Source organism: Rhizobium sp. PRIMUS64, assembly GCF_023006465.1.
In the GTDB taxonomy this organism is placed as follows: Bacteria; Pseudomonadota; Alphaproteobacteria; order Rhizobiales; family Rhizobiaceae; genus Rhizobium; species Rhizobium leguminosarum.
In genome coordinates, this window is sequence record NZ_JALBGX010000054.1 from 1 (window position 1) to 18597 (window position 18597).

Genomic DNA, 18597 nt, shown 5'->3' on the forward strand with positions numbered 1-18597 from the left:
GCCGTGCCCGTCGGATGCGCGGATCGCCCGCGCCTACGGCACCCATTCCGCCCGCCGCGCCCGCCGCCTGCTCGGTTATTTCGAGGAGCAGGGCATCATCGTCGTGCACGCCGATTTTTCCGGCAAGCGTATCGTCGCTATCCCGGATATGGACTGCCAGACGGCGCCGGGCGACGCCAACGCCCCCGACACGGGCGACCAGCCGCTGGCGGCGGAATAGTGGCGCTTTCGGGGTTTGCCGCTGTTGACATTTTCATGACGGCCCTCTAAAGACCGCCGCAAGCACCGGGCAGCAATGTCCGGTGTTTCATTTGACATGTCCCGTGGATCGTTCCTGTTCGCTAACCGGAACATCCTGTCAGATCTCGGCAGAGATCAGAGGAGGGCGTGTTTCCTTCGTGCGGTTTGGCAACAAACCGTCATAAACCTTTGAAAGGAAATACGATGAGCAAGCGCGAATCGTCCAAGTACAAAATTGACCGCCGTATGGGCGAAAACATCTGGGGCCGTCCGAAGTCCCCGGTGAACCGCCGCGAATATGGCCCGGGCCAGCATGGCCAGCGCCGCAAGGGCAAGCTTTCGGATTTCGGTGTGCAGCTGCGCGCCAAGCAGAAGCTCAAGGGTTACTACGGTGACCTGCGCGAGAAGCAGTTCCGCGCGATCTTCGCCGAAGCCGACCGCCGCAAGGGCGACACCTCTGAAAACCTGATCGGCCTGCTGGAATCGCGCCTCGACGCAATCGTCTATCGCGCCAAGTTCGTTCCGACGGTCTTTGCTGCCCGTCAGTTCGTCAACCATGGCCACGTCACCGTCAACGGTGTGCGCGTCAACATCGGTTCCTACCGTTGCAAGGCCGGCGACGTCATCGAAGTTCGCGAAAAGTCGAAGCAGCTGGTGACCGTTCTGGAAGCCGTCAGCCTCGCAGAGCGCGACGTTCCCGACTATATCGAAGTCGATCACAACAAGATGGTCGCAACCTTCGGCCGCGTTCCGACGCTCAGCGACGTTCCGTTCCCGGTCGTCATGGAACCGCACCTGGTCGTCGAATTCTATTCGCGTTAATGCATTCGTCTCGCAGTCGAAACCGATTGCGAGACAACAGCATGCGTCGATATACGGAAAGCCGCTCTTTCGAGCGGCTTTTTTGCGATCTGGAGAGAAGCGATGGCAGATTTGCAGGCGATCCTCGATAGCATCTACGCCGATATCCAGCCGCGGATCGGCGAGGGCAAGGTCGCGGACTATATTCCCGAGCTCGCCAAGGTCGACCCGAAGCAGTTCGGCATGGCGATCGTCACCGTCGACGGCAAAGTCTATCGCGTCGGCGATGCCGACACTGCCTTCTCGATCCAGAGCATATCGAAGGTCTTCATGCTGACGCTGGCGCTCGGCAAGGTCGGCGAGGGGCTGTGGAAGCGGGTCGGGCGCGAACCCTCCGGATCGGCTTTCAACTCGATCGTCCAGCTCGAGCATGAGAGCGGCATCCCCCGCAACCCCTTCATCAATGCCGGCGCGATCGCCGTCAGCGACGTCGTCATGGCCGGCCATGCGCCGCGCGAGGCAATCGGGGAGCTGCTGCGCTTCGTGCGTTATCTGGCCGATGACGAGTCGATCACCATCGATGACAAGGTGGCGCGCTCGGAAACGCAGACGGGATACCGCAATTTCGCGCTTGCCAATTTCATGCGCGCCTACCGCAATCTCGACCATCCCGTCGACCACGTGCTCGGCGTTTATTTCCATCAATGCGCCTTGTCGATGAGCTGCGAGCAGTTGGCCCGCGCCGGGCTGTTCCTGGCGGCGCGCGGGAGCAATCCGAGGACCGGCCATTCGGTGGTTTCGCCGAAGCGGGCGCGGCGTATCAATGCGCTGATGCTGACCTGCGGCCATTACGACGGCTCGGGCGACTTCGCCTATCATGTCGGCCTGCCCGGCAAGAGCGGCGTCGGCGGCGGCATCTTCGCCGTGGCGCCCGGTATTGCCTCGATCGCGGTGTGGTCGCCGGGGCTGAACAAGGTCGGCAATTCGCAGCTCGGCGCCGCGGCGCTGGAAATGCTCGCAGCGCGCACCGGCTGGTCGGTTTTCGGCGATTGATGCTGTGTTGCGAGGTGCGTTTCTGCTAGAGCAAATGTGGAATTTCTGTAGGACGAAGCAATGAATATCGCAGCTAATATCGCCGACGAGTTGGAGAGTGGCGAGGCCGACACCAGCGGCCATGCGCTGTTTGCCGATGCGCCGCGTTCCGTCTCCTTCAACAAGCTGCGCAAGCGGCTGCTGCGGCAGGTGCGCCAGGCCTTCGACGATTTCGACATGCTGAAGGGCCAGAAGCGCTGGCTGGTCGGCCTTTCCGGCGGCAAGGATTCCTACGGGCTGCTGGCGCTGCTGCTCGATCTCAAATGGCGCGGCCTGTTGCCGGTCGAACTCATCGCCTGCAATCTCGACCAGGGCCAGCCGAACTTCCCCAAGCACGTGCTGCCGGATTATCTCACCAAGATCGGCGTTCAGCACCGGATCGAGTATCGGGATACCTATTCGATCGTGAAGGAGAAGGTGCCTGAAGGCGCCACCTATTGCTCGCTCTGTTCGCGGCTGCGCCGCGGCAATCTCTACCGCGTCGCGCGGGAAGAGGGTTGCGATGCGCTTGTGCTTGGCCACCACCGCGAGGACATTCTCGAAACCTTCTTCATGAATTTCTTCCATGGTGGCCGGCTCGCCTCGATGCCGGCGAAACTTCTGAACGACGAGGGCGATCTGATGGTGCTCCGGCCGCTCGCCTATGCCGCTGAGGACGATCTCGCGAAATTCGCCGCCGCCATGCAGTTTCCGATCATCCCCTGCGATCTCTGCGGATCGCAGGACGGGCTGCAACGCAATGCGATGAAGGACATGCTCGCCGATATCGAGCGGCGGATGCCGGGCCGTAAGGAAACAATGCTGCGGGCGCTTTCGCATGTGAACCCGTCGCATCTGCTCGACCCAAAACTCTTCAACTTTTCCACCCTTGGTGTCACCGATCCTTCATGAAGGGCCGGCTATGGAGGCTGGCTATTGAATGAAGGCAGGATTTCGCATGACTATTTCAGACCAGGATATTCTCTTTCTCGGCGACTGCGTCAGGGAGGCTGCGCGCGCCGAGATCATGCCGCGTTTCCGCAATCTCGGCGCTGCCGATGTTTCGGAAAAGACTTCGGCAATTGATCTGGTGACGCAGGCGGACGTGCTTGCCGAACACCGGATCACCGCGGCGCTGAGAGAGCGCTTTCCCGCAGCACTCGTCGTCGGCGAGGAGGCTTATGATGCCGACCGGTCGGTCGTGCCGGCCCTTGCCGATGCGGAGCTCGCCTTCGTCATCGACCCTGTCGACGGGACGTTCAATTTCGCCGCCGGGCTTCCCGTTTTCGGGACGATGCTGGCGGTGACGATCAAGGGCGAGACGGTCGCCGGCATCATTCACGATCCCGTTCTCGGCGATACAGTGACCGCGATCAGGGGCGCAGGCGCCTTTCTGACGCGTCGGGACGGGCAGTCGACAAAGCTGAAGGTCGCTGAGCCGGCTAGCCTGAACCAGATGGTCGGTGGCCTGTCATGGAGCCACATGGACGAACCGGATCGCGCGCGTATCTGCGCCAACATGGCAAAGATCCGGATGACCTTCGCCTTCAACTGCTCGGCCTACGAATACTGGATGGTCGCCTCCGGCAAGATGCATTTCATCGGCCATGCGAAGCTGATGCCCTGGGATCACCTGGCCGGCGTGCTCGCGCATCAGGAGGCCGGTGGCCATACGGCGAAATTCGACGGTACGCCCTATCGCCCCGGCGAGACGACGGGTGGCATCATCTCTGCGCCCGACCGGGAGAGCTGGCAGCTCATCCGGCGCGAGATCGTCGGCATCTGATTCAAGGTTCTCCGGAGAGACCTAAGCGTGAGGATTTGACATGACTTCGACTGTTGACGTGACCGTTCTGGCCGATCTGCTGCGCCGCGCGGCGAAGGCAGAGATCCTGCCACGCTTCCGCCGGCTCGGTCAGGACGATGTGCGCGCCAAGAGCGAGGCGACCGATCTCGTCACCGAGGCCGATGAGCAGGCCGAGCGGATGATCAAGGCGGAAGCTCAGCGGCTCTGGCCGGGCGCGCTGTTCCTTGGCGAAGAATCGGTCGCGGCCGATCCTGATTTGCTCGGCAGCCTCGACCATGCCGATCTTGCGATCGTCGTCGATCCGGTCGACGGCACGTTCAATTTTGCCGCCGGCATCCCGGCCTTCGGCGTCATGGCGTCCGTCATCTCCGGCGGCGAGACGGTTGCCGGTATCATCTACGATCCGATGGGCGACGACTGGGTGATGGCGGAAAAGGGCGGCGGCGCCTGGCTGCGGCGGCCGGAAGGCGGCGCCGAGCGGCTCTCGGTCGCAGCGCCCGTGGGACTGGAGCATATGGTCGGCATGGCCTCGACCGGCTACCTGCCGAAGGAGAAACGCGTCGAAGTGCTCGGCAATCTCGCAAAGGTGCGCTTCCTCACCAATTACCGCTGTGCGGCCCACGAATACCGCACCTTTGCCGGCGGCCATGTGCATTACCTCATGTACAACAAGCTGATGCCCTGGGATCACCTTGCCGGCACGCTGATCTCGCAGGAGGCAGGCGCCTATGCGGCGCGCTTCGACGGCTCGCCCTATCTGCCGCATCATCTCGATGGCGGGTTGCTGATTACCCCCGACAAGGCCTCGTGGGAGGTGCTGCGGCGCGAGGTTTTCACGGTCTGAACAATCGCTCGACCTGCCGCATATTACTCGTAGAGCTTTTCCATGAGAAAGTTTTCCAGGCCTTGCCCACGCTTCTCGACGAATTGCTTCGTTATGACGCGGAATCCTTTGCGCTCAAAAAACGGTCGGGCCGTTCGGCTGGCTTCGGTATAGATTCGGCTAAACCCCAGTTTCAGAGCTTCGCCTTCGACCCTGCTTAACAGGTGGCTTGCTATTCCAAGCCCCTGAAACTCGGGGTGCACAAACATCATGTCCAGGCATCCGTCGCCGGTCAGGTCGGAAAACCCGGCAGGCTGTCCGTCAAATTCTGCGATCCAGGCAGGCCTGCTTGTCCTTCGCTCTGCCCATAGTCCGCGATCTTCCACCTTTGCCCAAGCCTGGATCTGAGCGGGTGAGTAGTCTTTCGACGCGACCTCTCGTATGGCGCTCAGAAAAATTTCAATCGTCGCGTCCACGTCGCCTGGCGCGTAAGGCCTGATCAGAATTCGGTCGTCCATCGAGAGCGCCTTTCGCGCAATGCTGCGCCAATCCGATGGATTGAACCATCGATCAAATCCACTGCAGCGCTCACGCTATAGCATCTCAAGAATATGTTCCCAGGCGAGTCGTCCCAATTTGGCGTCGGCCTCGTCACTTCCACCATGAGCGCGCAGCGATGATCGGGGGGTGGTTTCGCCCGGCAGCAGAATGCGATGGCCCGCATCTTCTCCCAACACAAGCTGGGTGAGTAAGCCCGAAGCTGCGCGCCGCCGAACAAGTGACGCGGCAAATTTGTCTGATGGCCAGAGCGCGTCATCGCATCCTGCTACGAGCAGAATTTCGGCATTCGTTCTCTCCAAAGGGATAGCCGCTGCTTCGATCTCAGACTCGTGCACCTGAAGGCATCTTTCGAACAGGCCTCGATAGGAGACCAGCTCGTCTCTGTATTCTCGCACCCATTCTGGGTCCGACGAAACAAAGGGAAGCGGTGTGCCTCGCAATGTCCACGACGAGCGTTCCGGCCAGCTAATGCCATCAAGCCCTGGACCAATATTTCCCCAGACGACTGACGAAGGGCTCATCGCGACGACCGCGCTGATGCGCGGATCGTATACCGCCGTGAGCAGCGCAGCTTCGGCGCCTTTCGATGTCCCCACCAGGACGATGCGTTTGCAACCGAGTTCGATCAAATAATCAGTAGCAGCGAAGAAGGTTTCCAGCGGCACCTCGCAAATGCCTGGCGCCTGGCCTTCGCCGCCGAACCAGCGAAGCGCGATGACCGTTGCCCCTTGGCTGGCAAACAGCCTGGCACGGGCCACATCCACCCGGCCACTGGAGCCGCCGAGCACCACCACGCCGGTGCCAGTATCTGGTTTGACTTGAAATATCTCGCCCTGCAATGGCGGGGGGAGACGTTGATATCCTGCATCCAAAACCAGGCTCCTTCTTCCAGGGGCATCCAGATTTAGGAACGTGCCGAGTTGCCAACTAATGCAATGCCGCCGGCGATCAATCGCTCCGGCATATTTCCTATTTCAGAAGTGGGCAGCACCCGGATCGAGCTGCGGGCTGTCTCCCGGATGGGTGAAGAGCTTACCGTTCTCAGCCCAGAGGGTGGCTGCGATGGTGACCGCACCGAAGAGGGCGAAGCCGCCGAAGAGCGGCTGCACCGTGCCGTTGAACATCTGGCCAACCAAGCCACCGAGAATGGCGCCGGCCGTCGTCGAGACGAAGCCGGTGATGGCGGTCGCCGTGCCGGCAAGATTGCCCATCGGCTCGAGGCTGATGGCGGTGAAATTGGTGGCGATCACGGCAAACATCATCAGCACGATGGTGAAGATGCCGTAGGCGACGGCGAAATCCGGCTTGCCGGCCAGTGAGAGGAAAAAGCCGGCGGCTGACAGGGCCGTGAAGATCAGCAGGGCGGCGTGCGAGATGCGGCGCATGCCGAATTTGCGCACGAAGAAGCCGTTGGCGAAATTGGCGACGGCGATGCCGCCTGCGGTGGCCGCAAAGGCGATCGGCAGCCAGTCGCCAAGGCCATAGACCTCGCCGAAGACCTGCTGCACCGAGATCACATAGGCGCTGATGACGCCGGTGAACATGGTGAGGCCGATCATGTAACCGCAGGTGATGCGGTTGGTGAGCACGGTCTTGAAGCCCTCCAAGACAGAGCTGACCGACAGCGGCAGCCGCTCTTCCGGTGGCAGCGATTCCTTCAGCCGCAGAAGAGCCCAGACGAACAGGATGGTGGCGATGATACCGAGCAGGATGAAGATCCAATGCCAGTTGGCATAGAGGATGATGAGTTGGCCAACGGAAGGGGCAACGATCGGCACGATCATGAAGACGATCATGACATAGGACATCACGCGGGCCATTTCACGGCCGCCGAAGCAGTCGCGGACGATGGCCATGGTGGTGATGCGCACCGCCGCACCGCCCACGCCCTGAACGAAGCGCATGACCAGCAGCATTTCGAAGCTGCCGGTCGCTGCTGCGGCAAACATTCCGACAACGTAGCAAGCCAAGCCGCCGAGCAGGATGTTGCGGCGGCCGAACGTATCCGAAAGGCTGCCGAAGAAGATCTGCGAGAAGCCGAATCCTAAGAAGAACACGCCGATGATGAGCTGGGCGTCGTTGGTATTGGTGACGCCGAGGGAATGGCCGATATTGGGCAATGCCGGCAGCATGCTGTCGATCGCCATGGCGATGCTGGCGGTCATGATGGCGATGGTGACGATGAATTCGCCAAAGCCCATGCCGATGCGGCGAGAGCCCTGGTTTTCCTGGTGCGGTTTATGCGGCGGCGTCATGTGATTGGAAATCCCGGATGCGGAGGAGGGCGGCCGTTCAGACGGCCGGGTTCTGCGATTGGAAGAGGCGACCCTTTTCGGCGATCAGCACGAAGACGAGCCCGATGATCGACACGGTGAAATAACCGGCGACCATCGGCAGCGCCGTGCCGTCGAAGGCCTGGCCAATGCCGGCGCCGATGATGGCGCCGCCGACCGTGCTCATGAAGCCGAGCACGGAGGAGGCGGTGCCGGCGACGTGGCCAAGCGGCTCCATGGCGAGCGAATTGAAGTTCGAGCCGATCCAACCGAACTGGAACATGGCAAGGCCGAAGAAGGAGATGAACAGAGCGAAGGGCATCGGCTCGGTGCTGGCCATCTGGACGACCAGCCAGATGGTGTTGATGGCGATGAAGCCGATGAGCGAGCCGTGCGACAGGCGGCGCATGCCGAGCTTACCGACGAAGCGCGAATTGAAGAAGGACGACAGCGACATGAAGATCGCCACGCCGGCGAATGCGAAGGGGAAATAGACGCCGAGATCGTATATGCCGACATAGACCTGCTGGGCCGAATTGATGAAGCCGAACAGCGCGCCGAAGATGAAGGTGCTGGCGATGGTGTAACAGAGCGCAACGCGATTGGTCAGAACCAGCTTGAAGGCGCCGAAGATCGAGCGGGCGGTGAAGGGCCTGACATTGGCGGGATGCAGGGTTTCCGGCAGACGGAGATAGGCCCAGACGGTGATACCAGTCGCCATGGTGGCGATGAAAAGGAAGATCAGGTGCCAGTTGCCGAAAAACATGACGATCTGGCCAGTGCCGGGCGCAATGACCGGAACGATCATGAAGACCATCATGATCAGCGACATGACCTCGGCCATCTGCCGGCCGCCATAGATATCGCGAACGATGGACACAGTGATGACGCGGGTTGCGGCTGAGCCGACGCCCTGGATGAAACGCAGCATCAGCAAGCCGGCGAAGGTGGGGACGAAGACGATGCCGATGGCGGAAACGATATAGATGACGAGACCGACCAGAAGCGGCGTGCGGCGGCCGAAGCGATCGGAGAGCGGGCCGTAGAACAGCTGGGCGCAGCCAAAGCCGAGCAGATAGGTGGAGACGACGAACTGCCGGTGATTCTCACTCTCGACGCCGAGGCTCGCGCCGATCTGCTGCAGGGCCGGAAGCATGATGTCGATCGCCAGCGAGTTGACGGCCATCAGGAAGGCTGCGAGCGCGATGAATTCACGCTTGCCCATGGGCAGGCGGCCCGCGGACACGGCTTGTGATGAATCTGTCACAATGAAATTCCCATAAACAGGTCAAGGCGCTGCTGGCCGCAGCGCCTCGAACTCAAGAAACAGATTTGGAAACCGGGCGGACGTCCGGTGACCGGTCAGGCGGCGCCGCGAACGGTGATGCCATTTTCCTGAAGATGCTGCTGCAGCTCACCAGCCTGGAACATTTCCCGGACGATGTCACAGCCGCCGACGAACTCGCCTTTTATGTAAAGCTGCGGGATTGTCGGCCAGTTGGAATATTCCTTGATGCCCTGGCGGATTTCCGAATCGGCGAGCACGTTGACGCTCTTGTAGTCGACACCGATGTAATCAAGAATCTGCACGACCTGACCGGAGAAACCGCACTGCGGAAACTGCGGCGTGCCCTTCATGAAGAGGACGACGTCGTTGGTCTTGATTTCGTTGCCGATGAATTCGTGAATGCCGCTCATGGGATCTAATCCTTTCAACAGGCGGGTTAAAGGCCCACCGTTTCAATCGTTGCCTTTAGATAGCATGCGACGGCAGGAATTCCAGCCGCCCGAACCAAAAAAAGACCAGTTCGCGCAGGCCGTTGCCGGGGTTGTTGCCGTCGCGTTACGGTCGAATGGCGAGATAGGTCTGAATCTGTTCGATTTCGACATCGGTGAAATGGCTGAAATCCCATTGGGAAACCTGTGTCATCACGCCGAGATCCCGGCCGCCGACGCCCTTGCCGGTGCGCAGCAGCGTCTTGAAATCGGCAGCTGAATAGGATTGCGCCAGGGGCTTAAGCGCCGGCGCCAGGAAGGCTTCCGACTGCTTTGCCGTATCGAGATTATGACAGTGGCTGCAATCGGTCCTGAAGGCGTATTCGCCGATATCGGTCGGACGCGTCGCGGCAGGGGAGACGACGGCAGGCACCAGATCGGCCTCGAAGGGGATCTTGTCGAGCGCCAGGCCGATTCGCCCGAGCGGTCCCCATTGCGTCGTTCCGGCCACAGCATCGGGAAGCTGCTTCAAACTGCGCATCCACGCAATGATCGCCGCCATATCGTCATCGGTGATATTGGCGAAGTTGCTTGCCGGCATGATGAAGGCGCCGGTACCGTCCTTCTTGACGCCATGGCGGATGAGGCGCACGAGTTCAGCATCGCTGTACATGGGCACGAAGCGGGTCAGGTTCGGCGCGACGATGCGGCCGATGCCCGGCTCGTCGATGAGCACGTTGCCGGCATCGTGATGACAGCCGCCGCACATCAGCGTGCGGGCACGACGTTCGGCTTCCTCGGCAGGCAGCGTCGTCTTGACGGTGAAATCGGCAACCGCAACGTCATAGGTCCTGGAAAGGCGCATCTCCGACAGGGCGTAGACGCCGGCGACGGCGATGAGACAGATCGCGGCGACGGCCGCGAGAGTGATTTTCAAAATGCGTTTCATCGGTTCAGTCCCCCAGTGTCCCGAAGATGCAGCTTTTGCTCGAAAGATATCAGCTGCGTCGCTGACGGCTGCGGCCAGCGGCGGTGCGGCGCTTGCTGACTTGTTTGCGGGCGGGCTTAGGCTTGGCCGAGGTCGTCTTGCGCGCAACCTTCGTCGTCGCGGCGGGGCGTGTCTTACGCCTCCTGCGCTTCGTCGTGGCGCGGCCGGTGGTTTTTTCAGGATCTCCTTCAGCACGCTGTCGACGACGCCTGATATCAATTCTTTGACTAGGTCGGCCACAAAACCCCTCCGTTCGTGATGGAAACGACATGGATGCTATTGAATTCCGGAAGAGTTCGGTTAGCAAGACGGCTTCGAGACCATAGCTGCTTTTTTGCCCCTATCAGCGGCGCAGCAGCCGGATCGCAGCAACATGCCGGCCATTTGCCCGGCCGGAAGAGTGGAATGAAACTGATCGAGAAGCGGGTCGTCCTGCATTTCACGGGCTTCGAGCCGCTCGACGGCGTTGCCCACAGGGCGCGCTACGAGCGTTCGGCCAGGCAGAGTGCCGCCGTCTGGGGCTATTCGCTTGAAACGGGTGCGCCGGAGGCGGGAAGTGATCCCCTCAGTTTCGTGGTCACGACGGGCGAACGGGCAGCCAAAGCGGCGCCCGCGGCAGCGCCGGTGGCAGCCGACAAGGCGGCGATCGGGGAAGGGACCGGTTCCCACGGCTGGCAGACGAAGAGCCGGATCCACATGGTCGATCATGATACGCTGGTTAGCAGGCTGCGCGGCGGCAACACGCTGAGCCAGATCATGGCAGGCTTCCGGAGCTGCGCCGAGATCATGCTCGAAGGCGGCATGCGCGGATATTTCCGCCACGCCTGGCGCTTCGGCCTGTTCTTCCTCTTCCCGTTCCTGCTGACGGCGCTGGCGATCGCACTGACGGCGCAGATTGCCATCCTGCCCTATGGTCTCGGCTTTTCGCCGTGGCACATGCTCTGGAGCGGACCGCTGGCGCTTTGTTTCTTCATCTTCGCCTTCCTGCCGTTTTCCGAACGCTTCCATACGCTGCATCTGTTCGCCGATTGGGCAATGGCCGTGGCGCTCGGCCGCATGGACCGGACAGATTTCAACGACTGGCTGGAAGGCCGGGCCACTGCCGTGCGCAAGGCGCTTGACGAAGAGGCGGACGAATATGTGATCTCCTCGCACAGCATGGGATCGAGCGTCGCCGCCCATGTCATCGGCATATTGCTGGAAAGGGAGCCGGAGATCTTCAAGGGCAAGCGTGTGGTGTTTGCCACACTCGGCAGCGCCATCCTGCAATGTGCGCTCATGTCATCGGCAACACTGCTTCGCGCCCGCGTCGGGCTGATCGCCCGCTGTCCCGACATTTCCTGGCTCGATGTGCAGTGCCTGACGGATTCGATCAATTTCTACAAGGTACCGGTCGTTGCCGTCTCCGGCCATAGGGATGCGCCTCAGGCGAAAATGATCCTGATCCGCGTCAAGCAGATGCTGACGCGCGAGCACTACCGCAAGATCCGTAAGGACCAGCTACGCGTCCACCGGCAATATGTGCTTGGGCCTGATCTGCAGGCACCCTTCGACTTCACGCTGCTGACATCTGGGCCGATGCCGGCCTCGGTCTTTGCCAATCCCGACGAAAAGAGAATGCCCGGCTGAGGGCCGGGCATCGTCATCGGGATCGCGTCGGGCTCTATTCCGGCGCGGAGGTCTGCAACGCCAGCGCGTGCAGTATGCCGCCCATATTGCCCTTCAGCGCCTCGTAGACCATCTGGTGCTGCTGCACGCGGCTCTTGCCGCGGAAGGCTTCGGCGACGACTTCGGCGGCGTAGTGATCGCCGTCGCCCGCCAGATCGCGAATCGTCACCTTGGCACCGGGAATCCCAGCCTTGATCATGTCTTCGATATCGCCGGGTTTCATGGCCATGATCGTTACTCCTTGCGCATCATTCCGCAGCAAGTTCGCCGCGGCCTTCCATGAAATCAGGGAACCACGATTCATGGGCATCGCGCAATTGCTGAATCGGCAGCGAGATGAGATCGCCGACGATGAGCGCCGTTCCCCCGACCGTGCCGAGACGGCGGAAGGGAACGCCGCCACCTTCTGCATTGACGCAGACGAAATCGGCGACATCGGCAGGCAACGTCAGGACGTAGCGCGCCTGATCCTCGCCGAAGAGCAGCGCATGCGGCGCACCCTTGCCTTCGCTCAGATCAATCGTCAGGCCTTTGCCCGAGGCCATTGCCATTTCGGCGAGCGCCACGGCAAGGCCGCCCGAGGAGATGTCGTGGCAGGCGGTCGCCTGACCGTTGCGGATCACGGAGCGAACGAAATCGCCGTTGCGGCGCTCGGCAAACAGATCCACCTCCGGCGCCGGACCCTCGCGGCTGGAAAGCACATCGCGGAGATAGACGGACTGGCCGAGATGGCTGCCGTCGACGCCAATCATGATGACCTTATCGCCATCGTTGGCAGCGCCGATGCGGGCCATTTTGCGCCAATCCGGCAGCAGGCCGACGCCTGCGATCGTCGGGGTCGGCAGGATGGCGACGCCGTTGGTCTCGTTGTAGAGCGAGACGTTGCCGGAGACGATCGGGAAGTCGAGCGCGCGGCAGGCCTCGCCGATGCCCTTCACCGCCTGAACGAACTGGCCCATGATCTCGGGCTTTTCGGGATTGCCGAAATTGAGATTGTCGGTGGCGGCGAGCGGTTCGGCGCCTGTCGCTGTGATGTTGCGCCAGCATTCGGCGACCGCCTGCTTGCCGCCTTCGAACGGGTCTGCCTCGACATAACGCGGGGTGACGTCGGAAGAGAAGGCGAGCGCCTTGGAGGGATGGCCGTCGACGCGCACGACGCCGGCATCGCCGCCCGGAAGCTGCAGCGAATTGCCCTGGATCAGCGTATCGTATTGCTCATAGACCCAGCGGCGGCTCGACTGGTTGGCGGAACCGACGAGCTGAAGCAGCGCCTGGCCATAATCCTCGGGTGCGGCGACGAGATTTGCCGGCAGGGGGCCATGCTTGCCGGATTCGCGCCAGGGGCGGTCATATTCCGGCGCCTGGTCGCCGAGATCCTTGATCGGCAGGTTGGCGACTTCCTCGCCCCGATGCATGACGCGGAAGCGCAGATCGTCGGTCGTCTTGCCGACGATGGCGAAATCGAGGCCCCACTTGACGAAGATCGCCTTGGCTTCCTCTTCCTTTTCCGGCTGCAGCACCATGAGCATGCGCTCCTGGCTTTCCGACAGCATCATTTCGTAGGCCGTCATTCTCTCTTCGCGCACCGGCACCTTGTCGAGCTCGAGCAGGATGCCGAGATCGCCCTTGGCGCCCATTTCGACGGCCGAGCAGGTGAGGCCGGCTGCACCCATGTCCTGGATGGCAATGACGGCGCCGGTCTTCATCAGCTCGAGGCAGGCTTCCAGCAGGCACTTCTCGGTGAAGGGGTCGCCGACCTGAACGGTCGGGCGCTTCTCCTCGATCGATTCGTCGAATTCGGCCGATGCCATCGTCGCGCCACCGACGCCGTCGCGGCCGGTCTTGGCGCCGAGATAGACGACTGGAAGACCGACGCCCTTGGCTTCGGACAGGAAGATGGCGTTGGACTTCGCAATACCGGCAGCAAAGGCGTTGACGAGGATGTTGCCGTTGTAGCGGGCGTCGAATTCGACTTCGCCGCCGACCGTCGGCACGCCGAAGGAATTACCGTAGCCGCCGACGCCGGAGACGACGCCGGAGACGAGATGGCGGGTCTTCGGATGATCCGGCTCGCCGAAGCGCAGGGCGTTCATCGCGGCAATCGGGCGCGCACCCATGGTGAAGACGTCGCGCAGGATGCCGCCGACGCCGGTCGCAGCACCTTGATAAGGCTCGATATAGGAGGGGTGGTTGTGGCTCTCCATCTTGAAGACGACGCAATCGCCATCATCGATGTCGACCACGCCGGCATTTTCACCCGGGCCCTGGATGACGCGCGGCCCCTTGGTCGGCAGCGTGCGCAACCATTTCTTCGAGGATTTGTAGGAGCAGTGCTCGTTCCACATGGCCGAGAAGATGCCGAGCTCGGTGAAGGTCGGTTCGCGGCCGATCAGATCCAGAATACGCTGGTATTCGTCGGGCTTCAGGCCATGACCCGCGATGAGTTCCGGCGTGATCGGGATGGTGTTTGGAATGGTCATGAGCTCTCGAAAGTCCCTGCCGTTGCGCGTTTTCCGCTCTTTAGCCTATGTAGGGACGGCGCGCGACAGGAAAATGCCCGCCGTCAACAGCGGGCAGGCAACTTCTTCCTGACGATGAAAAGTGGTCGCTGCTAGAATTTGTAGCCGATCTGCAGACCGGCGCGCGTCATGCCGTCGTTCGGCCCATCGCAGAGATTGGCATGCGAGGAGTGGGCGATCTGGGCCATGACGTTCCAGTGGGCGTTGAAACGATAGCCGGCACCCAGATATTCGTGGAAGAGGACGCGACAGCCGAGTTCCGGGCCGTCACCATCGCCCTCGAGATCGCCGGTATGAATGACGCCGCCGAAGCCGGCTTCGGCAAAAAGCTTCTCGTTGAAATCGACGGTCCAGGAGAAGCCGGTGAAGAACTGGCTGGCCTCGCCTGACGTGCCGATCGAGGTGCCGAGATGCACACGAGGTGCCATACCCAAAAAACGCAACGCGATCTTTCCGAAGTCGACCTCATTTGCTGTCCTTTGATTCGCGTCAGACGGGAACAACAAGGAGGTAGTATGGAGGTTTAGTCGGTGAAGCGCTCCGAATAGCCTCCGGATTTTTCCGAATTATGACGTGCATTTGCAACACGTCATATTTCGCCGTCATAGGCGGAGCCGCCATTTTCCAGCAGCCGGCGCAGGATCATCAAGCCCGAGATCAGTTCCTGCCCCGTCTTCGGCGAGGAAAAACCGATGCGAACGCGATGATAGGGTCTCTCTCCGCGCGCCGACTTGAACTCGTCCTCATCGTCGACGAGCACGCCGTCGCGGAAGGCGGCATTTTTGAATGTGCCGGACATCCAGGGCTCCGGCAGTTTCAGCCAGAGGAAGGGCGCGTGTACGTGCGATTCGAAATCGAAGCCCTGCAGCTGCTCGCGGGCGAGACGGACGCGCCGTGAAAGTTCCTCAACACTTGCCTTGCGGATCTCGTGCGCCATGCCGCTTTCGACGAGGCGCGCGCAAGTCTCGGCCAGGATGAAGGGCAGGCCGCCAGTAATCATCCTATGCGTCACCTTGATGCGCTGGGCAAAATGCGGCGGGCAGGCGACCCAGCCGCCGCGCACGCCGGCGGCGACCGATTTCGACAGGCCGTTGACGAGGAAGGTGCGATCGGGCGCAATCGAGGCGAGCAGCGGCGTATCGTCGTCGGCCATGCCGCCGTAGAGGTCGTCCTCGATCAGCCAGACACTGTGTTTCCTGGCGATTGCGGCGATATCAGCGCGCCGCTCATAGGGCATAATCGCCAGCGTCGGATTGTGGACGGTCGGCATCAGGAAGGCGATCTTCGGATGCTGCTGCTGGCAGAGCCGCTCGAAATCCTCGGGGATCACGCCGAGCTCATCGGAATCGACCGTCAGTGTGCGGCGGCCGAGCAGGCGGGCGCTGCGGCTGACCTGCGTGTAGGTGAGATCTTCGAAGACGATCTTGTCGCCCGGCGCAGAAACGGCGGCGATAACTGATATCGCCGCCGCATGGGCGCCGAGCGTCGGCACGATGTTTTCGACCTCCGGCGTCCAGCCGCTGCGGGCAAGCCAGAGGCGACCGGCCTCGAACCAGTTGCGCGGGAAACTGCGGGAATAAGAGGAGATTTCAGAAAGATGCTGTTCGCCGATCTCGGCGAGAATGCCTGCTATGATCTTGCCCTGGCCGAGATCGGGCGCGGCTGTCGTGTCGAAGCGGATCTTGTTCGCCGGCGCATCCTGGACGCGGGTACCGCCGAGCGAGACGGTCAGCGGATCGATCTGTTCGCCGGGCGCCGTCTCCGAGCGGTTCAGCACATAGGTGCCGCGCCCCACTTCGCCGGCGACCAGACCCCGCTCATGCACCAGCGCATAGGCGCGGCCGATCGTGCCGATCGTCACGCCGATATCATAGGCGAGGTTGCGCTGCGGCGGCAGTTTGCTGCCAACGGGCAGGGCGCCGCTTGATATGGCGGATTCGATGCTGTCGGCAAGCCGGAGATAGACCGGCCCGGAACCGCGGGAAATATCGGGAAGCCAATTTGTCATGGTGACAATTGTATATATTGGCACATTGTATCGGTCAAGCGTATGAGTCAATTCCAACGGCACGCCGAGAGGATTCCTGGAATGTCTGCCTTACCTGAGATCAAAATGCCGATTGTACCGATTGTCTCTTATGAAGACAGGAGACAGATTGTCCTTCCCGTCGCGCCCGCCGAGGCGACGACGCGTTTGGGCCGAATCTGGGCTGCCATTCTTCTCTGGCATCAGAAGCGGGAAGGCCGGCGCGCTCTGAGGGGCCTGACGGCGACCGAGCTCAAGGATATCGGAGTGTCACAGTCCGAAGCCGCGCGCGAAGTCGGCAAGTCGTTTTTCTGGGACTGATCTTGCTTTCGAGCAGATCATTCTTTCAGGGGCGATTGGGCGATCAGCTGCAGGCCTTGTTGCCTGCCGACCAGCGATTGACGTCGGTGGTGATGCGGCCAGCGACCGGCTCCTGCATCATCGGACCGAAGGCCTGCAGGCGCGACGGGCTTCCCTCGGCCTGAACGACGAGCAGCGGCCGGCTTTCCGGGCTGCCCTTGTGGACAAGCAGGATGCGTGGACGGCCGGAGAAGGAGTTGAGCTCCGGCGCCAGCTTGTAGGCTGCAAAGGCCGGATCGCCCGATTTGAACCAGCAGGCATTGGCGCCGAGCGCCACGCGTTCCATCGTCGGCAGTGCGGCGCGGTTCGGGCCTGTCGTCGGCGCCGGCGTCTGGCAGGCTGTCACCATGGCTGCGAGAGCGGTCAACAGGGCGGCGTTTGCGAGGCGAGGGCGCATTAATCTTGCTCCAGATCCGGACGGAAGGATTTTCGGGTGCATGCCGTTGCCCAAGACCGCTGTGCGGTTTTTGGGCGACGTGCAGGGCTCAGGCGGCGATGACGTCGAGCGCCGAGGCAAAGAGGCCGCGGCCGTCGGAACCGCCATGGGCGGCCTCGATCAGGTTCTCGGGATGCGGCATCATGCCGAGCACGTTGCCCTTTTCATTCATCACGGCGGCGATATCGTTGATCGAGCCGTTCGGGTTGGTGCCCTCGGCATAACGGAACACCACCTGGCCATTGCCTTCGATCGCAGCCAGCGTCGCTTCGTCAGCGAAATAATTGCCGTCATGATGGGCGACCGGGCAACGAATAACCTGACCCTGCGCATAGGCGCGGGTGAAATCCGTCTCGGCATTGACGACTTCCAGCTTGATCTCGCGGCAGACGAATTTCAGCGAGGAATTGCGCATCAGCGCGCCGGGCAGCAGGCCGGCCTCGACGAGGATCTGGAAGCCATTGCAGACGCCGAGCACCTTCACACCCTTCGCAGCCTTGTCGATGATTGCCTGCATGACCGGCATGCGGGCGGCGATCGCACCGCAGCGCAGATAATCGCCATAGGAAAAGCCGCCGGGAATGACGATCAGATCGACATCGGGGATCTCGGTTTCCGTCTGCCAGATCGTCACCGGTGGCTGGCCGGAGATCTTGGTCAAGGCGGCGATCATGTCGCGGTCGCGGTTGAGGCCCGGAAGTTGAACGACGGCTGATTTCATGGGGTCCCTGCGTTTCGCGAAAGATATTGAACTGGAACGCTTTCGGCGAGCCATACTCCATTGTCGGAGACAAAGAAAGAATGACCCTCTGAAAACATGCGGGCCGCGTCTACGCATAGGATGAGATGTTCACCCTTGCGGCGCATTGCGACGATTTTCGCCGTTTCGACATCTGCTGACAGATGAACGTGGTGCCGTTGCATCTTCTTCAAGCCTTCGCGCTCGATCGACTGCCAGTTCGTCAGAGACGTGCCGTGAAAAAGAGCGGCAGGCGGCTCGACCTGGTTCAATGCGAGATCGACGTCGACACTATGACCTTGGTTCGCGCGAATTCTATGATCGGTGAGCGAGAAGCGCTTCTTTGGATTGTTTTCGACAATCTCGATGATCTCGGCGCGGGAAACGTCGTATTTCGACGACAACGCTTTTTCGAGTTCGTCGAACGACACCCAACCCTCACTATCAAGCGTCAAGCCCGCAGATTCCGGCGCATGACGCAAAACATAGCTCATATATTTCGAGACTTCCGTCTCCAGCTTTGCTTTCATCATGACGCCAAATCCTCAAAGTCCGCCAGACGACGGGTC

At 61.4% G+C, this 18597-nt stretch carries 19 protein-coding genes and 3 pseudogenes; 8 read left to right on the forward strand and 14 right to left on the reverse strand.

Features of this window, described 5'->3' with window-relative positions:
* From MOV76_RS20875 to MOV76_RS20900, 6 genes and pseudogenes are all read left to right on the forward strand, one after another.
* Nucleotides 1-220, forward strand: a pseudogene (locus MOV76_RS20875) (ATP-binding protein); the annotation flags it as partial.
* A gap of 224 nt (nt 221-444) precedes the next feature.
* Complete coding sequence (rpsD, locus tag MOV76_RS20880; protein ID WP_004676212.1) at nt 445-1062, forward strand: 30S ribosomal protein S4; 618 nt, start codon at nt 445-447, stop codon at nt 1060-1062.
* 102 nt (nt 1063-1164) lie between these two features.
* The gene (locus MOV76_RS20885; protein WP_247265196.1) at nt 1165-2094 is read left to right on the forward strand and encodes a glutaminase; all 930 of its coding nucleotides are present in this window, start codon (nt 1165-1167) and stop codon (nt 2092-2094) included.
* Between the two features lie 60 nt (nt 2095-2154).
* Nucleotides 2155-3024, forward strand: coding sequence for a tRNA 2-thiocytidine(32) synthetase TtcA (gene ttcA, locus MOV76_RS20890; RefSeq protein WP_018242208.1), 870 nt, complete (start codon nt 2155-2157; stop codon nt 3022-3024).
* A 46-nt stretch (nt 3025-3070) separates the two neighbouring features.
* Nucleotides 3071-3898 carry an inositol monophosphatase family protein gene (locus tag MOV76_RS20895; protein WP_026188410.1) on the forward strand — a complete coding sequence of 276 codons (828 nt, stop codon included), beginning with the start codon at nt 3071-3073 and terminating at the stop codon, nt 3896-3898.
* Between the two features lie 40 nt (nt 3899-3938).
* A complete protein-coding gene (locus MOV76_RS20900) occupies nt 3939-4763 on the forward strand; it encodes an inositol monophosphatase family protein (protein WP_130716479.1) in 825 nt (274 codons plus the stop codon).
* 23 nt (nt 4764-4786) lie between these two features.
* Here the strand turns inward: MOV76_RS20900 and MOV76_RS20905 are convergent, their stop codons facing one another.
* The 7 genes and pseudogenes from MOV76_RS20905 to MOV76_RS20935 form a co-directional block, all read right to left on the reverse strand.
* Nucleotides 4787-5260: a GNAT family N-acetyltransferase gene (locus MOV76_RS20905; RefSeq protein ID WP_247265197.1), complete on the reverse strand. Its 474-nt coding sequence runs from the start codon at nt 5258-5260 to the stop codon at nt 4787-4789.
* A gap of 75 nt (nt 5261-5335) precedes the next feature.
* A complete protein-coding gene (locus tag MOV76_RS20910) occupies nt 5336-6175 on the reverse strand; it encodes an acyl-CoA thioester hydrolase/BAAT C-terminal domain-containing protein (RefSeq protein ID WP_247265198.1) in 840 nt (279 codons plus the stop codon).
* Nucleotides 6176-6277: 102 nt separating this feature from the next.
* The gene (locus MOV76_RS20915) at nt 6278-7558 is read right to left on the reverse strand and encodes a multidrug effflux MFS transporter (protein WP_130716476.1); all 1281 of its coding nucleotides are present in this window, start codon (nt 7556-7558) and stop codon (nt 6278-6280) included.
* 37 nt (nt 7559-7595) lie between these two features.
* On the reverse strand, nt 7596-8801 hold the full coding sequence (locus tag MOV76_RS20920; RefSeq protein WP_112903302.1) for a multidrug effflux MFS transporter: 1206 nt from the start codon (nt 8799-8801) through the stop codon (nt 7596-7598).
* Nucleotides 8802-8938: 137 nt separating this feature from the next.
* Entirely contained in the window at nt 8939-9274 is a 336-nt protein-coding gene (gene grxD, locus MOV76_RS20925; RefSeq protein WP_018242201.1) for a Grx4 family monothiol glutaredoxin, read from the reverse strand.
* 145 nt (nt 9275-9419) lie between these two features.
* Nucleotides 9420-10241, reverse strand: coding sequence for a cytochrome c (locus MOV76_RS20930; RefSeq protein ID WP_130716475.1), 822 nt, complete (start codon nt 10239-10241; stop codon nt 9420-9422).
* A 49-nt stretch (nt 10242-10290) separates the two neighbouring features.
* Nucleotides 10291-10520 (reverse strand): annotated as a pseudogene (locus MOV76_RS20935) (hypothetical protein).
* 165 nt (nt 10521-10685) lie between these two features.
* On the opposite strand from MOV76_RS20935, the gene MOV76_RS20940 reads away from it, so the two are divergent.
* Nucleotides 10686-11909 carry a hypothetical protein gene (locus tag MOV76_RS20940; protein WP_247265199.1) on the forward strand — a complete coding sequence of 408 codons (1224 nt, stop codon included), beginning with the start codon at nt 10686-10688 and terminating at the stop codon, nt 11907-11909.
* Nucleotides 11910-11943: 34 nt separating this feature from the next.
* Here MOV76_RS20940 and MOV76_RS20945 read toward each other — a convergent pair whose 3' ends face one another.
* The 4 genes and pseudogenes from MOV76_RS20945 to MOV76_RS20960 form a co-directional block, all read right to left on the reverse strand.
* On the reverse strand, nt 11944-12177 hold the full coding sequence (locus MOV76_RS20945) for a BolA/IbaG family iron-sulfur metabolism protein (protein WP_003579540.1): 234 nt from the start codon (nt 12175-12177) through the stop codon (nt 11944-11946).
* 19 nt (nt 12178-12196) lie between these two features.
* Complete coding sequence (gene purL / locus MOV76_RS20950) at nt 12197-14428, reverse strand: phosphoribosylformylglycinamidine synthase subunit PurL (RefSeq protein WP_247265200.1); 2232 nt, start codon at nt 14426-14428, stop codon at nt 12197-12199.
* 131 nt (nt 14429-14559) lie between these two features.
* Nucleotides 14560-14889: pseudogene (locus tag MOV76_RS20955) on the reverse strand (acyloxyacyl hydrolase); the annotation flags it as partial.
* A 167-nt stretch (nt 14890-15056) separates the two neighbouring features.
* Entirely contained in the window at nt 15057-16475 is a 1419-nt protein-coding gene (locus MOV76_RS20960) for a PLP-dependent aminotransferase family protein (protein WP_247265202.1), read from the reverse strand.
* An 81-nt stretch (nt 16476-16556) separates the two neighbouring features.
* Between MOV76_RS20960 and MOV76_RS20965 the strand changes: the two genes are divergently transcribed.
* Complete coding sequence (locus tag MOV76_RS20965) at nt 16557-16814, forward strand: DUF1127 domain-containing protein (RefSeq protein ID WP_018242195.1); 258 nt, start codon at nt 16557-16559, stop codon at nt 16812-16814.
* A gap of 43 nt (nt 16815-16857) precedes the next feature.
* Here MOV76_RS20965 and MOV76_RS20970 read toward each other — a convergent pair whose 3' ends face one another.
* The 3 genes from MOV76_RS20970 to MOV76_RS20980 form a co-directional block, all read right to left on the reverse strand.
* A complete protein-coding gene (locus MOV76_RS20970; protein WP_018242194.1) occupies nt 16858-17250 on the reverse strand; it encodes a hypothetical protein in 393 nt (130 codons plus the stop codon).
* Nucleotides 17251-17338: 88 nt separating this feature from the next.
* The gene (gene purQ, locus MOV76_RS20975; RefSeq protein ID WP_105006267.1) at nt 17339-18010 is read right to left on the reverse strand and encodes a phosphoribosylformylglycinamidine synthase subunit PurQ; all 672 of its coding nucleotides are present in this window, start codon (nt 18008-18010) and stop codon (nt 17339-17341) included.
* Complete coding sequence (locus MOV76_RS20980; RefSeq protein ID WP_247265203.1) at nt 18007-18561, reverse strand: RNA 2'-phosphotransferase; 555 nt, start codon at nt 18559-18561, stop codon at nt 18007-18009. Before MOV76_RS20980 ends, purQ begins: the two co-directional genes overlap by 4 nt.
* Nucleotides 18562-18597: the final 36 nt, after the last annotated feature.